The 15,453-nt window shown below is 58.9% G+C and carries 13 protein-coding genes; 5 read left to right on the plus strand and 8 right to left on the minus strand.

Going from position 1 to position 15,453, the window contains the following annotated elements; all coding sequences use genetic code 11:
* Nucleotides 1-43 precede the first annotated feature (43 nt).
* From Q4E11_RS03555 to Q4E11_RS03585, 7 genes are all read right to left on the minus strand, one after another.
* On the minus strand, nt 44-1,615 hold the full coding sequence (locus tag Q4E11_RS03555) for a UDP-N-acetylmuramoyl-L-alanyl-D-glutamate--2,6-diaminopimelate ligase (RefSeq protein WP_303163736.1): 1,572 nt from the start codon (nt 1,613-1,615) through the stop codon (nt 44-46).
* A 67-nt stretch (nt 1,616-1,682) separates the two neighbouring features.
* The gene (locus tag Q4E11_RS03560) at nt 1,683-3,758 is read right to left on the minus strand and encodes a penicillin-binding protein 2 (RefSeq protein WP_303163738.1); all 2,076 of its coding nucleotides are present in this window, start codon (nt 3,756-3,758) and stop codon (nt 1,683-1,685) included.
* A 149-nt stretch (nt 3,759-3,907) separates the two neighbouring features.
* On the minus strand, nt 3,908-4,726 hold the full coding sequence (locus Q4E11_RS03565) for a hypothetical protein (protein WP_303163739.1): 819 nt from the start codon (nt 4,724-4,726) through the stop codon (nt 3,908-3,910).
* A 57-nt stretch (nt 4,727-4,783) separates the two neighbouring features.
* Nucleotides 4,784-5,824 (minus strand): 16S rRNA (cytosine(1402)-N(4))-methyltransferase RsmH, encoded by a 1,041-nt coding sequence (gene rsmH, locus Q4E11_RS03570; RefSeq protein ID WP_303163741.1) that lies wholly within the window; start codon nt 5,822-5,824, stop codon nt 4,784-4,786.
* A 276-nt stretch (nt 5,825-6,100) separates the two neighbouring features.
* The gene (gene mraZ / locus Q4E11_RS03575; protein WP_303163743.1) at nt 6,101-6,532 is read right to left on the minus strand and encodes a division/cell wall cluster transcriptional repressor MraZ; all 432 of its coding nucleotides are present in this window, start codon (nt 6,530-6,532) and stop codon (nt 6,101-6,103) included.
* A 699-nt stretch (nt 6,533-7,231) separates the two neighbouring features.
* The gene (locus Q4E11_RS03580) at nt 7,232-7,678 is read right to left on the minus strand and encodes a DUF3040 domain-containing protein (protein ID WP_303163745.1); all 447 of its coding nucleotides are present in this window, start codon (nt 7,676-7,678) and stop codon (nt 7,232-7,234) included.
* A 249-nt stretch (nt 7,679-7,927) separates the two neighbouring features.
* On the minus strand, nt 7,928-8,389 hold the full coding sequence (locus Q4E11_RS03585) for an SAV_6107 family HEPN domain-containing protein (protein ID WP_303163747.1): 462 nt from the start codon (nt 8,387-8,389) through the stop codon (nt 7,928-7,930).
* Nucleotides 8,390-8,636: 247 nt separating this feature from the next.
* Between Q4E11_RS03585 and Q4E11_RS03590 the strand changes: the two genes are divergently transcribed.
* Both Q4E11_RS03590 and Q4E11_RS03595 read left to right on the plus strand, forming a co-directional pair.
* Nucleotides 8,637-9,248 carry an N-acetyltransferase gene (locus tag Q4E11_RS03590; protein WP_303163748.1) on the plus strand — a complete coding sequence of 204 codons (612 nt, stop codon included), beginning with the start codon at nt 8,637-8,639 and terminating at the stop codon, nt 9,246-9,248.
* Nucleotides 9,229-9,897 (plus strand): DUF3153 domain-containing protein, encoded by a 669-nt coding sequence (locus Q4E11_RS03595; protein ID WP_303163749.1) that lies wholly within the window; start codon nt 9,229-9,231, stop codon nt 9,895-9,897. The genes Q4E11_RS03590 and Q4E11_RS03595 overlap by 20 nt, the downstream gene beginning before the upstream one ends.
* Before the next feature lie 19 nt (nt 9,898-9,916).
* Here the strand turns inward: Q4E11_RS03595 and metF are convergent, their stop codons facing one another.
* Complete coding sequence (metF, locus tag Q4E11_RS03600; RefSeq protein WP_303163981.1) at nt 9,917-10,843, minus strand: methylenetetrahydrofolate reductase [NAD(P)H]; 927 nt, start codon at nt 10,841-10,843, stop codon at nt 9,917-9,919.
* A gap of 126 nt (nt 10,844-10,969) precedes the next feature.
* Here metF and Q4E11_RS03605 point away from each other — a divergent pair, with 126 nt between their 5' ends.
* Genes Q4E11_RS03605 through Q4E11_RS03615 form a run of 3 tightly spaced genes read left to right on the plus strand, consistent with a single transcriptional unit; the run spans nt 10,970 to nt 15,453 of the window.
* Nucleotides 10,970-12,082 (plus strand): polyprenyl synthetase family protein, encoded by a 1,113-nt coding sequence (locus Q4E11_RS03605; RefSeq protein ID WP_303163751.1) that lies wholly within the window; start codon nt 10,970-10,972, stop codon nt 12,080-12,082.
* A gap of 20 nt (nt 12,083-12,102) precedes the next feature.
* Nucleotides 12,103-13,845, plus strand: a complete 1,743-nt coding sequence (gene crtI / locus Q4E11_RS03610; protein WP_303163753.1) for a phytoene desaturase family protein — start codon at nt 12,103-12,105, stop codon at nt 13,843-13,845.
* A 54-nt stretch (nt 13,846-13,899) separates the two neighbouring features.
* Nucleotides 13,900-15,453, plus strand: a complete 1,554-nt coding sequence (locus Q4E11_RS03615) for an alpha-(1->6)-mannopyranosyltransferase A (protein WP_303163755.1) — start codon at nt 13,900-13,902, stop codon at nt 15,451-15,453.

Genomic DNA, 15,453 nt, shown 5'->3' on the forward strand with positions numbered 1-15,453 from the left:
ACTACTGTTTGCAAGTTAACCGCCTCAAGGCGAATCGACGCTGTCAGGCATTGCCCTCCAACCGCGCCGACAGTGCCTCAGCCAGCTGCTCGCGATCGTCGAAGGGATGAATCACGCCCCCGACATCCTGGCCGGTCTCATGCCCCTTGCCGGCGACAACGATGCTGTCACCGCTTTCGGCCAATTCGACCACGCGCCGGATTGCCTGGCCACGATCGCCGACTTCCTCCACCAGCGTCTCCGCCGCGGCCTCGCCCTTGGCTATAGCCTCCTTGGCTCCGGCCACCACTGCTGCGCGAATTTCAGCGGGTACCTCAGAGCGAGGGTTGTCATCGGTAATGATGACCACATCGGCGCCGCGAGCTGCCTCCGCTCCCATGATGGGACGCTTGGTGGCATCGCGGTCACCACCGGCTCCAACTACGACCAGCACGCGCCCCTTGGTCTGTGCGCGCAGAGTAGCCAAAACCTCGGCCACCGCAGCGGGCTTGTGCGCGTAATCGACCACTGCGAGGAAATCCTGGCCACGGTCAATACGTTCCATGCGGCCCGGGACGCGAACCTTGGCCAAGCCAGCCTTCGCATCACAATTTGCATGACCAATCACATCTAGGACAGCCCAAGCAACAGCGGCGTTGGCCACGTTGAAGGCACCTGGCAGTGGAACATCCAGTTCAACAGGTGCGTCCTGGTTGCGAGTCAGCGTGACATGCTGCATTCCATTAGGCGTCACAGTCGCAGTGTCCGCAGACCAATCAGCGTGCATTTTCGCCTTCGGGCTGGCATCGGTGACTCGGTGCTGAGTATGCACCGTGGTAACGCGAACTTCTGGGTCACCGGCGGCAATATCCGCCATGCGGACTCCCCAGTCGTCGTCAATGCATACAACAGCCTGCGGTGCGTGCAGTGGCCTCTTTGGATCGAACAGCGTGGCCTTGGCCTGGAAGTACTCTTCCAGGGTGTTGTGGAAGTCGAGGTGATCCTGCGAGAGGTTCAGGAAGCAGCCGACATCAAAGCGGACCCCGGCCACGCGTCCCAGCGACAGCGCGTGAGAAGAAACCTCCATCACAACGTGTGTCACGCCTTCAGTCAGCATCTCGCGGAAGAGACGCTGCAGCGCAGGTGCCTCGGGCGTTGTCAGGCTAGAGGGAACCTTGCGGCCATTGATGCGGGTGCCGGTAGTGCCGATGATGCCGGTGGAGCAACCAGCGGCAAGAAGTGCGCCTTCCAGCATGTACGTAGTTGTGGTTTTACCCGAAGTGCCAGTGACACCGATGACGGTCAGCGACTCCGAAGGGTGCTCATAAATTTCTGCGGCAACGTGACCGAGAACCGCGCGGACGTCATCGACTACTACGACCGGGCGCTGCTTGTCGGTCGCACGAATAATCTCTAGACCTTCAGCATCTGTCAGGATGGCTACGGCATCGGACTGCTCGGCGTAGCGGGCACCGTGGGTGCGCGTTCCCGGCAGAGCCGCGAACATACCGCCTGCTGGAACGTCGGCGGCGTTGAGCTCGATTGCAGCAATATCCACTGATTCTGCGTCGGCGGCGGTCATGCCATCGAGGCGGCCGTGGGCGAGGTTGCACAATTTCGCAAGGGTGGCGGTCATTGGCGGTTTCCTCTTTTCAGTCAGTTGTTGGTGGACAACAAATTTTTCAAGATTCTTGGTGAAGTAACTACGGCTGAAGCAGCAGCTTGCCATCGCGCGGTGGTGACGGTGGCACGTTGTAGTGGTTCAGCGCCCAGGCGGCAATGTCCTTAAACAGTGGCGCTGCCGACTGTCCGCCTTCGCCGTGGACACCGCGCTGAGGTTCATCCAGCATGATGCCAATGACGAAACGGGGATCGTCGGCAGGCGCGATGCCCGCGAACGTGATGAAGTACTTCGAATTTGAGTATGCACCCGTGTCCGGATCGACCTTCTGTGCGGTACCGGTCTTACCAGTCAAACGGTAACCCTCGATATCGCTACCAGCGGCGGTACCAGACTGCTGCCCCGTCGAATCGGACTGCATCACGCCCTCAAACATGGCGCGTACCGTCTTGGCAGTCTCCGGGCTGATAACGCGCACTGGCTCAGGGCGCTGAGCAGCAGTCTTCACACCATCCGGGGACACGGTCGAACGCACAATACGAGGCGGAATACGCTCACCGTCATTGGCCACGGTCTGGTAAATACCCGTCATCTGCAGCAGAGTCATCGCCATACCCTGACCGATAGGAAGGTTTGCGAAAGTACCACCTGACCACTGCGGACGCTGTGGCACCAGACCAGCGGACTCGCCCGGCAACTCGATACCAGTGGACTGCCCCAGCCCAAAGAGGTGCAGCATCTCTGCAAAGCGGTCCTGGCCCAGTCGCTCAGCCAACATCAGCGTGCCAACGTTGGAGGACTTACCGAACACGCCTGTGGTAGTAAACGCCTCAGTTCCGTGCTCCCATGCATCGCGCACGGTGACTCCGGCCATATCAATACTGCCCGGAACCTGCAGAACCTCATCTGGCGTAGTCACACCATCTTCAATGGCAGCGGACGCCGTAATAATCTTCGCTACCGATCCCGGCTCAAACGGATTGGACACCGCAGAGTTGCTGATGGTGCGTCCCTCTTCGACTTCCTTGCCAATATCCTTGTTTGGGTTGGCAGTATCAGCCTGCGCCATCGCCAGCACTTCGCCGGTCTTGGCATCGAGAACCACCGCGGAGGCATCCTCAGCACCCGAGTTGGCCTTGGCCTGATTGACCTGCTGTTGGACAAAGTACTGCATGTCCAAATCCAGCGTCAGTTCATACGTCGTGCCATCGACTGCTGGGTGAACGTCACGAGTCGACCCCGGAATAGCCACACCATTAGAGGCAATATCGATGGTCTTACCACCGTTAATACCCTGCAACGTGGCATCACGGGAGGCTTCAAAGCCGAACTGGCCAACGCCGTCCATGCCGATCTTGCCAATGACATTCGCGCCCGTCGCGCCATTGGGGTACTGACGAATATCCTGTCGCTCCGACACCAGCTCCGGGTACTTTTCCACCACGGCAGCTGCCTTATCCGGGTCGACATTGCGGATAAGCACTTCATACGTGCTTTCCTCATCGCGCAGCTTGTCCAAAATCTCCTTCGAGCTCACGCGCGACGGCGCGCTCATCACCGAAGACTCGTCGGTTTCGGGTTCGGCTTGACGACGGCCGTTGGACTTAGACCCATCAGCGTCAATGTCTTCGACACCGAGAAGCTTGGGCAGGTCCTTCGCAATTTGCTCAGTGCGCTCGTCGTATTCTGCAACCTCATCCGGGCGCTGCTTGTGCGCCTCGCCGATCCACTTTCGCAATGTGGATGGATGAACAGTAATACTGCGGGCCTCCATGGTGAAAGCCATCTGAGCCCCGTTGCGGTCCAAGATGGCACCTCGACGTGCGGCATCAACAATTTCTACTGTGCGCTGATTTTGTGCGGCTGCCGACAAGTCGGGGCCGACGATGAGCTGTACCCATGCAAGCCTGGCCACCAGGACGACAACGGCGATTGCGCCGATGAACTGCAGCCAGTTGCGGCGGCGCAAAAAATCCTTGTTGGTGATGCGCATCTTTTCGCGCGGCGGCAGGCTGCGATTAGCTGCAGCGCTGCGACCTCGATGACTGTCACGACGCGAGCGATCTTCACCACGCTCACGGGGTTTAATCCTGTAAGCACGTTCGCCGAAGTCATACCCCCCTCCACGGTTGGGGTAGTCGTCTCCAGATCGAATCATGCGCTAGTGCTTTCTACTAAGTCGATTCGCCGGTGGGCGAAAACTTCTGCCGTATCGTCTGTCATCGCGACTGATGAGTATATAAGTCTACAGTCGCCTGCCTACAATGACTGGTTTTACCAGGTGGGCGACTAAATTGGCAGCACTTCCTACTCTGCAGCTGGGGCAGGTGCTGGGGCCGGAGCGCCCTCAGGTGTCGGAGCCGGAGCTGGTGCAGGAGCCGGGGCTTCAGCCTCGGGGGCAGGCGCTGGCGCTGGTGCCGGTGCAGGAGCTGGTGCCGGGGCACGATGCTGAGGTGCGTACGGAGCGGTAGCTGGCAGCCCCTCCGGACGCGGGTGCGCCTCTTCAATAGCCGGAGCCTGCATACCCGGCACGTCCTCAGTGTCCTCCGGGTTCGAGGACGGTACGTGAGGATTCGTCGGAGATGCACCATTCAAGTCGACAAGCTTGTTCTGCTTGTCATCGCCCGGGCGAACTTCGACAACCTTGCCTTCTGGGTCAGTGGTCAACACGGCCGGCTGCTCCGGGCTCACCATGCCCTCTTCAACGGCTCGCTGTGCGATTGCACCGGTGGACTTCAGATATGCGACGTCTCGCTCAAGCACCTCGAGCTCATTGCGCAGTTCTTTCTCCTTCGTCTGGGCTGCATCCAGCTCCAGCGAAGTCGAAGTCGAAATACCAGAGAGGAACATCGCGATCACAATGCCGCCTACCACCAAGAAAATCATGACGGCCGCACCGACAAACTTGCGGTTATCTCGCGTGTCCGTCGTAACGCGACGTCCACGCACTGAGATGACCTGACGAGAGCCCGTCCGCCCAAACCGCCTGCGCTGGTAGAGATCCTGCTCGGTGCGGGTGCTGCGCCCGCGCTGACGTGTTTTCGTCCTGGCGCCGGCGGTGGCGGTCGAGGTCGCACCGCGGGAGGTGCGCCGGTCGGGGGCGTGCTCCGTGATTGTCGTTGCCATTATCGAAAGTTCTCCCAGTACTTAATGTGTGAAGGTGCAGTCAGGAAAAGTGCGGTGTCAATCGGCTCGGATCCGCTCGATACAGCGGACCCTGACCGGTGCGGCTCGTGGGTTGTCTTCGATTTCGCTTGCCGACGCTTTCTCCGCGCCTCGAGTTACAAGTGCGAAGTGCGGCTCATGCCCCGGCAGTTCCATCGGCAAATCCGGTGGTGTTGTCGACTTCACGCGTTCGGCAAAGTCCTTCTTGACAATGCGATCTTCCAAGCTCTGGTAGCTCATGAACACCGCGCGGCCACCGACGGCCAATGCGCCGCAGACCTGAGGCAGGACGTTTTCGAGAGCCTCGAGCTCACGATTGACCTCAACACGCAGTGCCTGGAACGTACGCTTTGCCGGGTGACCGCCCTTGCGTCGAGAAGCTGCCGGAATGGTCTCGTAGAGCAGCTCCACGAGACGACCCGAAGTGGTGAACGGCTCCTTGTCTCGCTCCCGCAGGATTGCGGAGGCGATTTTGCCGGCGAATCGCTCATCACCGTAGGTCGACAGAATGCGTGCGATATCGCCATGTGAATAGGTATTCAAAACATCAGCCGCAGTGATCCCCTGACTGGGATCCATGCGCATATCCAGGGGCGCATCGACGCGATATGCGAAACCACGCGCCACCTGATCGAGCTGCATCGAGGAAACACCGAGATCAAACAGTGCTCCGGCAATGCCGGTCTGCGCTGCCCGATTTACGATGTCAGCACTCCGAGCACCACCGGCTGCAGCTTCAATCTCGCCACGCAGAACCTCGTCGAGCGCGTCGAAGCGCACTCGGAACCCTGCAAAGCGATCACCGAAGCGAGCCAGGCGCTCTTCTGCCCCACGCATCGCGACCTCATCGCGATCAAGCCCAATTACACACAGCTGCGGGAACTGCTCGAGCAAATACTCAGTGTGGCCACCTGCGCCGAGAGTGCCGTCAACGACCACGGCATCGTCGCCAAGCGCCTCAATGCCCGGGCGCAGCAGCTCAGTGACTCGATGAAGCAGAACGGGGACATGACCAAATTCACCGGACTTACGGTCTTCCGCAGATGCCGATTCGTTCATTTCCCCCTCCTCACCGGGACTATGTGTGCTGGTTAGCAAATTTTTTAAAGATCTTGTCCCGATTCGCTTGACGACGGTTCTCCGCGTCAGCAACCGGTCTGCGCCAATTTGTGCACTACTGGGGAATGCAAAAGTGGTACAGAAACAAAAAGCGGGGATGTTCACAGGGCCCCGCCCGACAGAACCTGGTATCGGGGAAGTACACCAGGGGCTATCAGGCAGAGTCCGTGCGGACATTCCCTCTTTTTCTTTATCCCAAGCGGTTTATAAAACGCCTTATAGAACACCGAACAGTGAGTCATCCTCACCATCGGAGAAGTCTGCTTCATGCTCCGCCTGGTAGGCCTCCCAGGACTCCTTGTCCCAGATCTCCAGAAAGTCAATCGAGCCGATAACCACGCACTCCTTGGACAAATTCGCGTACCGGCGGTGATCCTGAGACAACGTAATTCGTCCCGAACCATCCGGACGCTGCTCATCCGTGCTCGCCGCGAGATTTCGAATGAAAGCTCGCGCCTTGGCATTCGTACGAGAAGCCTTGGTGGCTCGCTGAGCTAGTTTGACGAACTCCTCTTTCGGATAAACCGCAAGTGAGTGGTCCTGCCCCTTCGTGACCATCAGGCCACCTGCGAGGTCCTCACGAAACTTAGCCGGCAAGGTCAAACGCCCTTTGTCATCGAGCTTTGGAGTGTAGGTGCCCAGAAACATGCGTTACTGGCCTCCTATCCCCGTATTCAACCTCGATGTCAACGCATCAAACGCGTCCCGGTTTAAGTCAGTGCCGAAACTCAGCGCTATCGGATATTCACTTCTGCAATGCTGACAACCTGAATCAACATCACGGCCCACTTTACCCCACTATCCCCCACTATCAACACTCAAAGGCGAAAATCTTGGCACCCCAGTCTCACTTCAACCCCGCTTCACTTGTACGTTCACACCTCTGACCTCGCATTATAAGAAATCGTCGAGGTGGAAAAATTGTGGCAGAAAAGTGGGGCGCGTTCCCGCGAGAACCCTCAAAATCCCATCACCTGCGCCGCTTTAGCCTCAATCGCCACTTTAAGTAGCTTAAATATCAGTTTGCTTCCTAAAGAAATGGACCACGAGCGCCGCTACCCTAAAACATTGCCCCCTATCAGGCCTTTTACCAATAATCGCGACAGATTCGTGCCACTTTTATAAGGCCACTCACAACAGCACAGCGCGAAATAGCGGCTAACAAACAGCAGAGTGGGAGAAAGTGGGGACTTTCGGTGGGGCGAAGTGGGTGGAATGTCGTGGGCAGGTATAGGGCGATGACGGGGCGAACTTCGTATCCCTACTCCGCACCCCACACGCGTTAAATAGGCAGCAAAAAGGGCAAGCCAGTAAATGGCTTGCCCTTTTTATCATTCTGAAGTTTTTTTAACGCCCCTCAAAGCGGCCACGGAAACGAGACTCCAAAGTGGAATCCCCAGAAGTTCCACGTCCACCAGATGCACCGCGACGCCCCTTCGGCGACCCGGACTTACCAAATCCGAAGCCCGAAGAAGAAGCAGTCTTGGAAGTTCTTCCCTTCTTACCCGCTCCCGTCAGCGCCCAAACGCCTGAGCCAAACATGAGGATGAATCCGGCCACTGAAAGAGCAATAAACCAGGCACTCACAGAAAACAGAGCCACGCCGCCGATTAGCATCAGCAGCCCTAGGAGCATGAGTGCAATCACCTGAAGGGAAAAACCACGCGGCGCACTGTTTTCCTCCGGAAAGCTGAATGCATTTCCGGCCATCGTCGAACTAAATTTAGGATCCTCAGCGTAGAGTGCAGACTCGATTTCGTCGAGCATCCGCTGTTCGTGCTCAGATAGTCCCACAATTCCTCCATCGCCTACTTAAGCATTGCCCACCGTAAAAACTGGTAAACAAAAGCCCGCCCGAAACCAGGTCAACCAAATCAACCTGCGCTACTCACGGACTAGGTGCTGCTAACACGGCTACCGTTAGCTTCATTCTTACCCTCTTAACGAGCAATCCACCTATATTGTTCCATGAATTTACGCAATTCCCCATTTCTTTGGGAAAGCTCACAATTTCTAGACGAAGTTTCTGCACTAACCGGGACTTTAAGCAACTGCAGGCAGGACACCCAACTCCACCCGAACGACCTCCAGGAACTCACAGCTGAGCTCCCACAAATCAAGCGCACGCTGAGGATCAATGCGTCGCTCAATGCCAAGACGAACACTTTCACGCAGCACACCAAACTGCTCAAACCGTGCCGCCCAACCGCTGAACTCCGGCTGCGACTTCTTCAGCCCCACCCACGCACTCTGCGGCGCAGAGCGACGCCGCTTGAGCCCCACACCGGCCCCCGACGAAGCATCGCGGTTAAGCAACGCACCAGCACAGCGCAGTGCAGCGCGATAGGACAGCTCCAGCATCTCATCAGCATCAGCCTGACGAGCACCCGCAAGAAGCGCCTCCGCTCGACCCAGCAGCGTCAGCGACTCCTTAGAGACACCAGCTGGCGCAACCGAGCTCGACTGAGAAATTGCCCTAAATTCCACCACATTCGAACCTGCCACCGCACTGCCCTCCTTCTCACTGTGAGCGCGGACCAACACACTGCCTCGTGCGTTGCTGCCCGCAATGTATCCCCGCCTCCGGATTCTTTTGGATTACCAATAGCCCTAATTTCGCACTAATGTTCGAATATGTTAGTCACGACATTTACCTGCCACCGCATCCCCGCGCGTCCGCTTTCCAGCCTGATGCCCCGTTTATCGAACCAATTCACCAACCGCTTCCAATGCAGTCGCTAGTGTTGATTGTGTGAAATACAGCGTGGTTCCGATGACGACAGGAGACTTCGATCTCCGCCTGCACGAAGCAGTGGCGCTCTACATAACCGCGATGAAGTACAACCCGGCAATTCTGCCTGGTCGCATCCGTGAATGGCAGAAACAAACAACGCAGCCCGGCTTCGCAGCGGTGGCCGCGATCGCTCATCCTGAGGGGATGTCCCCCACTGCAGCACTGAGAGATCCTCGTTGCCAGCTCGTCGGAATCGGCTACTGTCGCACAGGCACGGATACGCACTGGTGGCATCAGCAGGTCAGAGCTGGTCTCCGCGATGCGGGTGTACCACTTCCGACCGTCGTAAAGCTGCTGGGAAACTATGCGGAACTGTCCGAAATCCACATTCACCCGAGCTTTCAGGGACGGGGAATCGGCAAACGGTTGCTGCGCGAGCTGGTGGATTCAAGGGATGAGTCTCACGTGCTGCTGTCCACTCCGGAGGTTCCGCACGAGGCCAATCGAGCCTGGCAGCTCTACCGCCAATTTGGATTCCAAGACGTTTTGAGAAATTTTTATTTCACAGGGGATTCCCGCCCCTTTGCAGTTCTAGGAGTAAAGCTTCCTCGTGAAAACGCCGCCGCCTGAGACATCGACACGCCGACCGACGCGTTTGCGCATTGCCGCAGCACTGGCAAGCCTCGCCGCCATTACGCCGCTGAGCGGCTGTTTTGACGCGCAAGCGGGAATCACTATTTCCGGCGATGACAGGGTTTCCGGCGTCGTTCAGATTACGCCGACAGAGGCTTCGCGGTCGCAATTTGCCGACTGGCAAATCCCCGACGACCTCACCGACCGCGTCTCGCAGGGCATCGTCGACTCATCCACCGGCAAAATGGAGGTCGAGTTCAACAATCTGCACTTCATGGAAGTCACGGATACGCTCCGACAGCTTTCCGACGATCGCATCGATATCGACCTCGATCGCACTGGCGGTGGCCAGATTTCCATGAATGGCCACATGGATCTCTCGCACCTGCCCGGCGCGAATATTGACCTGCTCGTTGCTTTTCCGGAGGCAGTGACGGACTCCAATGGCCGTCAGACCGAACCCACCAAGGTGGAATGGCAACTTGCCAGCGGTGAAAATCACGCAGTGTGGGCCTCATCGCCGGCGGGCTCGACAAAGCGGAATCAGTTCCTTGTGTTCACCGGCGTAACGGCGGCGGCTGGTGTGCTGGCTTCCCTCCTCGGCGTGCTGTGGGCACGTCGTGTGCGAGACATGAACGATTTCTAGGCTCTAGTTTTTACAACCTCTAAAAGCCGCCGCGCAGCATGTCCTGACCAGTTCCCCATGCCGGGGCCATGCCCAGATTGTGCAGGACCTCCTGGGAGGCGCGTGCGAAGTTCATGGTCATAAAGTGCAGCCCCGGCACGCCCTCGGCGATGAGCCGCTCGGCCATATTGGTGGAAAACTCAATGCCAATCTTGCGGATATCATCCTTATTGGCCTGCTCATCGCCATTAGCAGCCTTAATCAGGCGCTCTTCCAAATCAGCAGGAAGGTGCGCGCCGGACAGCTCCACCTGCTTGCGCACAGACCGCAGCGAGGTAATCGGCATCAGGCCCGGGATGATTGGCTTTGTACCGTGCACGGAATCTGCAGCCGCCAGGCGGTCACGAAGACGCAGGTAGTGCTCGACGTCGAAGAACATCTGAGTAATCGAGTACTCCGCGCCGGCGCGCAGCTTGGCCAGCGTGTACTTCGTATCGTGCTCCAGATCTGGTGAGCGATAATGCCCCTCCGGGAAAGAGGCGATACCAATTTCGAACTTTTCAAACTCCGGCTCGGCCTTGATTAATTCAATCAACTCGCTGGCGTAGTGCAAGCCCCCTTCGGTCTCCACCCACGGTCCCAGTGGATTACCCGGCGGGTCACCGCGCAGCACCAGCAGGTTGGTCAGACCAGACTCCAGGTAGGAGCGCAGGATTGTCCGCAGCTCGTCGACGGTGTGCTCCACCAACGTCAAGTGCACCAGGGTGGTCAGCGGCTGCTTCGACACGCGCTGCGCAATGCGCAGGGTGCGGTTGCGGCTTGACCCACCCGCGCCATATGTCACTGATGCGAAGGAAGCTCCAAGATCGTGGAAGGCTTCGGCGGCGCGGAGAAGTCGAGTCTCCGCAGCGTCGTCACGCGGCGGCATGAACTCGACAGAAAACGGAATACTGCCGGCGCTCGGCATCGAGAGGGCCTGTCGAATAGTGACTTGGCGGCCCGGCGATGGTGACGTAGTTGAGGACATAGTCACTCATATTAAGTGGTGACCTATCCTTAAGGCAGCATTACCCGTCGTCGACGAGAGACCCAGATGAGCGAAAAGAAGAATTTGGCCGAGATGCAGCCCCGCGAAGTACCGGCGGCAGTGACTAAGACTCTGGAGGTTTACCTCAACAGCCGCGGTGCGGATGTCGCTGCTGTCGATGCGGTCTACACCGAGGCCATGGACTCGCTGCACGCTTTCGTCGTGAACGGCGGAAAGCGCGTGCGTCCTTCGTTTGCGTGGCAGGGCTGGCTCGGTGCCGGCGGTGCGGAGGGCAAATTTGCACCGGCCGAGGATGTAGAAGCTGTGCTCAATGCGGTCAGCTCACTGGAGCTGATTCAGGCCTGCGCTCTTATTCACGACGACATCATTGATGATGCCGACACCCGCCGCGGAGCCCCGACCGTCCACAAGGTGTTCGAGGCCAAGCACGCGGCCAATGATTGGCATGGCTCCGCGGAGCGCTTTGGTATCTCTGCGGCAATCCTCGTTGGCGATGTTGCCCTGACCTGGGCTGATGACATGTTCCACTCCTCTGGCTTGAGCACTGAAGCCCTCTCACGCGCAATCGTTCCCTGGCGGGCAATGCGTACGGAGGTACTCGGCGGACAGCTGCTGGACATCACTGCAGAGGCCAGCCGCGACTCCCGCGTCGGCACGGCAGAGAAAATCAATCGCTTCAAAACCGCTGCCTACACCATCGAGCGCCCACTGCACATCGGTGCTGCCCTCGCAGGCGCCAACGAACAGCTCATTGCCGCATACCGCAGCTTCGGCCGCGATATCGGTGTCGCATTCCAGCTTCGCGACGATCAGCTGGGTGTCTTCGGCGATCCTGCAGTCACCGGCAAGCCGGCTGGCGATGACCTGCGCGAAGGCAAGCGCACGGTCCTGGTCGGAGAGGCACTCGGCCTGTACAAGGACTCCGCTCCGGAAAAGGCCCGCTTCATCGAAGAGCATCTGGGCAAGGTCAAGTCCGCAGATGACATCGCCGAGCTGCGCGATTTGATTGCCGAGTCCGGTGCCGCCGATGCCGTCGAACGCGAAATTAATCGCCTTACTAAGCGCGCTTTTACCACTATCGAAGCTGCCAACCTGCCGGCAATCTACCGCGACAATCTCATCGAAATGGGCGTCCGCGCGACCGCCCGCCAGCACTAGATCAAGGTTTTTAAGTAGTCATGGCCGCTGCTGTCCCCGCTCATCGCCCGACAAATTCCTCTCGCCAGCGCAAAGCTCAGGCAATTTCGCCCAGCACTCACGCAGCCGACAATTCGGCTGCCCCGCATCTGACCATTGTCGGCGCAGGTCTATCAGGACTCACCGCCGCGCTCTACGCGCTCGGCGCCGGCTTTCGCGTCACCGTCCTCGACCGCGAATCATTCGTCGGCGGGCGCTGCGCCAGCGAGCCGGTCACCGTTGACGTCAACGGCCAACCGCTCACTGCCGTCTTCGACACCGGCGCAACCGTGTGGACCATGCCCTCGCTTGTCGACGACGCTCTTGCCGCCGTCGGCCTCTACACACGCGATATCGACCCGAGTTTTTCGGCCTGCCCAATCACGCCGACCTACCGCGCGGAATTTGCCACTCGCGGTGGCCTGGACGTGTACTCCGATGAAGACACCATGAGCAGCGAGCTGGAACGCTTCGGCGCTGACCGCACTGCCATTACTGGTTACCGCAAGCTGCGTGTATGGCTTCAACGACTCTTCGATGCCGCCTTTGACAACTTCATGTCCCGCAGCTTCGACCGCGTCACCGACCTCTTTACTGGGCCCGGCGCGCTGCGCGACCTCACCACGCTGGCTCGCCTCGGTGCCTTCGGCGCGTTGCAGCCAAAGATTCAGGCTTTCCTCGGAGATGACGAGCTCAGCCGCGTCTTCAGCTTCCAGGCGCTCTACGCCGGTGTCCCTCCCGCCAAGGCACGCGCGGTCTACGGCTGCATTGCACACATGGATACCTCCATGGGCGTCTACTACCCCACGTCCACCAAGTTCGGCTCCGAGATGGGCGCCATCCCAGAGCTCCTCGCTGAGGCTGTCCGCCGAGCTGGCGGCACTATTGAGCTAGGTGTCAACGTCACTGGCCTCAAGCTCGACGCCGAGGGACGTGTGCGGGAGATTGCCACCGACACCGGCGACCGCGCCACCGACGCGATTATCTGTACGACCGACTTGCCAGTGGTCAAGGATTGGCTTAACGACGCACTCCCCGCCACCGGTAACACTGCGAATAGTCGCGGTCTCCTGGACGTCGTCAAGCGGAAGTGGAAGCAGCGGCGTCTGGTTCCGTTGCGCTTTTCGCCATCGGCGGTTGTGGCCCACGGGTTGATTCCGGCATCCGCGACGGAGTCCTGGCCGAAGCGTCATCACCTGATTTCGTTTGGGGACAAGTGGGATGAGACATTCCAGGAGATATCTGCGTCGTCCGGCGGAAAATTGATGTCCGACCCGTCTCTGCTAATTACCCGCCCAGCGGTAAGCAGTCCGGAGCGACTGGTCCGGGATGAAAATGGGCAGCTCTGGGAGCCGGTCAGTGTGCTGGCACCATGTCCAAATTTGGCCTCGGCGGAGTTGGATTGGCCGACGATGGCGGAAAGCTATGTCGACCAGCTTGCAGGCGAGCTGGAACGCCGCGGGCTAACAGGCATTTCAACACAGTGGCACGTTGGGCGTATCGATACGCCGAAGCAGTGGCTGGACCGTGGGATGGGCGTTGGCTCACCATTTGGATTGGCACACCTGTTCCGCCAGACCGGCCCGTTCCGGCCACGGAATTTCTCGCCGGCAATGCCAGAGAACTTGGTGCTGGCCGGATCGACGACGGTACCAGGTGTCGGCGTGCCCACTGTGATGATTTCGGGTCGGCTGGCCGCGCAGCGGTTTGCGGACCCCACGGCATCGACGGATGCGGGTCGCTGAATGCTGACCAACTAGAATCAATGCATCAGCAATTTTTCGATTGTTTAGGTTGAGATGAAATTATCGCGGAGTGCTCTGCAGGGTGTCTACGGTGGCATCCTTATCGCTCTGGGATCGTATGGTTCCGGTGCGACTCGCTATCGTGACGGTTTGGTTCACGCCCTTGGGCTGGACTGGATTACCTACGGTCATGGTCAGATCTTCTTTGAGATCATCATCTGGGTAGGTATCGCTCTGCTGCTTACTTCCTGGCTGCGCGTTGGCCGTGAGCTGCTGTTTTCCCGGCGCTCTGTGGCCAAGTGCGTGACAAGCGCCCCGGGCGATGCCACTGACCTGCAGAAATTTAATTCGATTCTGCTTGCCTGGGCGATTCCGCTCGCGCTGTCGGGACCGCTGTTTTCCCGGGACGTCTACTCCTATCTGATGCAGGGCGCGATGGTGCGCGACGGGTTTGATCCCTACACCGAAGGCGCTGCAATCAATCCGGGACCAATGCTGCTGGAGGTCTCTGCCGACTGGCGCAATACCACCACCCCGTATGGCCCGTTGCACCTCGGCATCGGTGAGCTCATCACCAGCATCGTCGGCGACCATGTCGCACTCGGTGTCATTTTCTACCGCATTGTCTGCCTTGTTGGTTTTGCCGGCATCGTCTGGTCAATCCCGCGCATTGCCCAGGCACTGGGAGCGAATCCGGCATTTGCGCAGTGGCTCGGTGTTCTCAACCCACTGGTGCTGCTGCACTTGATTGCAGGCATGCACAATGAGGCCCTCATGGTGGGCCTGGTCAGCGTGGCGCTGGTTGCCGCACTGCAAATGCAGCGATTAACTGGCGGCATTGTCGCTGCCGTGTTGCTGGGTGTCGGCGTGGCGCTGAAGGCCACTGCAGTGATTGCACTGCCGTTTGTGGTGTGGATTGTGCTGACTCGACGTGAGCCAATCCCCTCGGTTAAGGACATGCTGCGCAAGCTTCCCGCGATTGTCGGTATCGGAATTGGGCTGGTTGCGGTATGCGTCGGCACGCTCGCACTTGTGACATGGTTGACCGGTTCGACCTGGGGCTGGATCTCCGAGATCAGTGGCAATACCAAGGTCATCAATCCCCTGGCTGCCCCTTCCGCAGTCGCTGGTGTCATTGCTGCCATCATGGGCTGGATTAACGATGAAATCGCCTTCAACATCATCGTCCACTACACCCGTATCGTCTCGTCGGTAATCATGCTCGTTGGCCTGGTGGCGACGTGGTTTTACTTCCGCGCCACCCCACGCCGCAATGTCGCGGGCATGATTGCCGCCTACACCGTAGCCTGCGTATTCAACGCCGTGGCACTGCCGTGGTACTACGCCAGCTTGCTGACTCCCATGGGCACCATCCGCCCACCGAAGTGGCTGGTGCAGGGCACTGTCCTGTTTACGTTCATCCTATCGCTGTCGTTTGCCGGTGGCGGTAATCACCGCTTCTACGACGCACCGTGGATGATCATCGTCACGGCAATCGGTTGGCTCGCCACCGGTTGGTTGGTCAACGGCACATTCGCGTGGAAGTACTCCTGGCGCGACGAGGATGAAGCGTCCGCCATCTCCACCGAGCCCGCCAAGGTTGGGTGA

The organism is Corynebacterium sp. (genome assembly GCF_030532195.1).
Classification (GTDB): domain Bacteria; phylum Actinomycetota; class Actinomycetes; order Mycobacteriales; family Mycobacteriaceae; genus Corynebacterium.

What these genes read in the sequence shown, in the direction of transcription:
- Q4E11_RS03555 (WP_303163736.1), bottom strand. Translation starts at nt 1,615, where the DNA reads ATGACCGCCACCCTTGCGAAATTGTGCAACCTCGCCCACGGCCGCCTC.
- Q4E11_RS03560 (WP_303163738.1), bottom strand. Translation starts at nt 3,758, where the DNA reads ATGATTCGATCTGGAGACGACTACCCCAACCGTGGAGGGGGGTATGAC.
- Q4E11_RS03565 (WP_303163739.1), bottom strand. Translation starts at nt 4,726, where the DNA reads ATGGCAACGACAATCACGGAGCACGCCCCCGACCGGCGCACCTCCCGC.
- rsmH (WP_303163741.1), bottom strand. Translation starts at nt 5,824, where the DNA reads ATGAACGAATCGGCATCTGCGGAAGACCGTAAGTCCGGTGAATTTGGT.
- mraZ (WP_303163743.1), bottom strand. Translation starts at nt 6,532, where the DNA reads ATGTTTCTGGGCACCTACACTCCAAAGCTCGATGACAAAGGGCGTTTG.
- metF (WP_303163981.1), bottom strand. Translation starts at nt 10,843, where the DNA reads ATGCCGAGCGCCGGCAGTATTCCGTTTTCTGTCGAGTTCATGCCGCCG.
- Q4E11_RS03605 (WP_303163751.1), top strand. Translation starts at nt 10,970, where the DNA reads ATGAGCGAAAAGAAGAATTTGGCCGAGATGCAGCCCCGCGAAGTACCG.
- crtI (WP_303163753.1), top strand. Translation starts at nt 12,103, where the DNA reads ATGGCCGCTGCTGTCCCCGCTCATCGCCCGACAAATTCCTCTCGCCAG.
- Q4E11_RS03615 (WP_303163755.1), top strand. Translation starts at nt 13,900, where the DNA reads ATGAAATTATCGCGGAGTGCTCTGCAGGGTGTCTACGGTGGCATCCTT.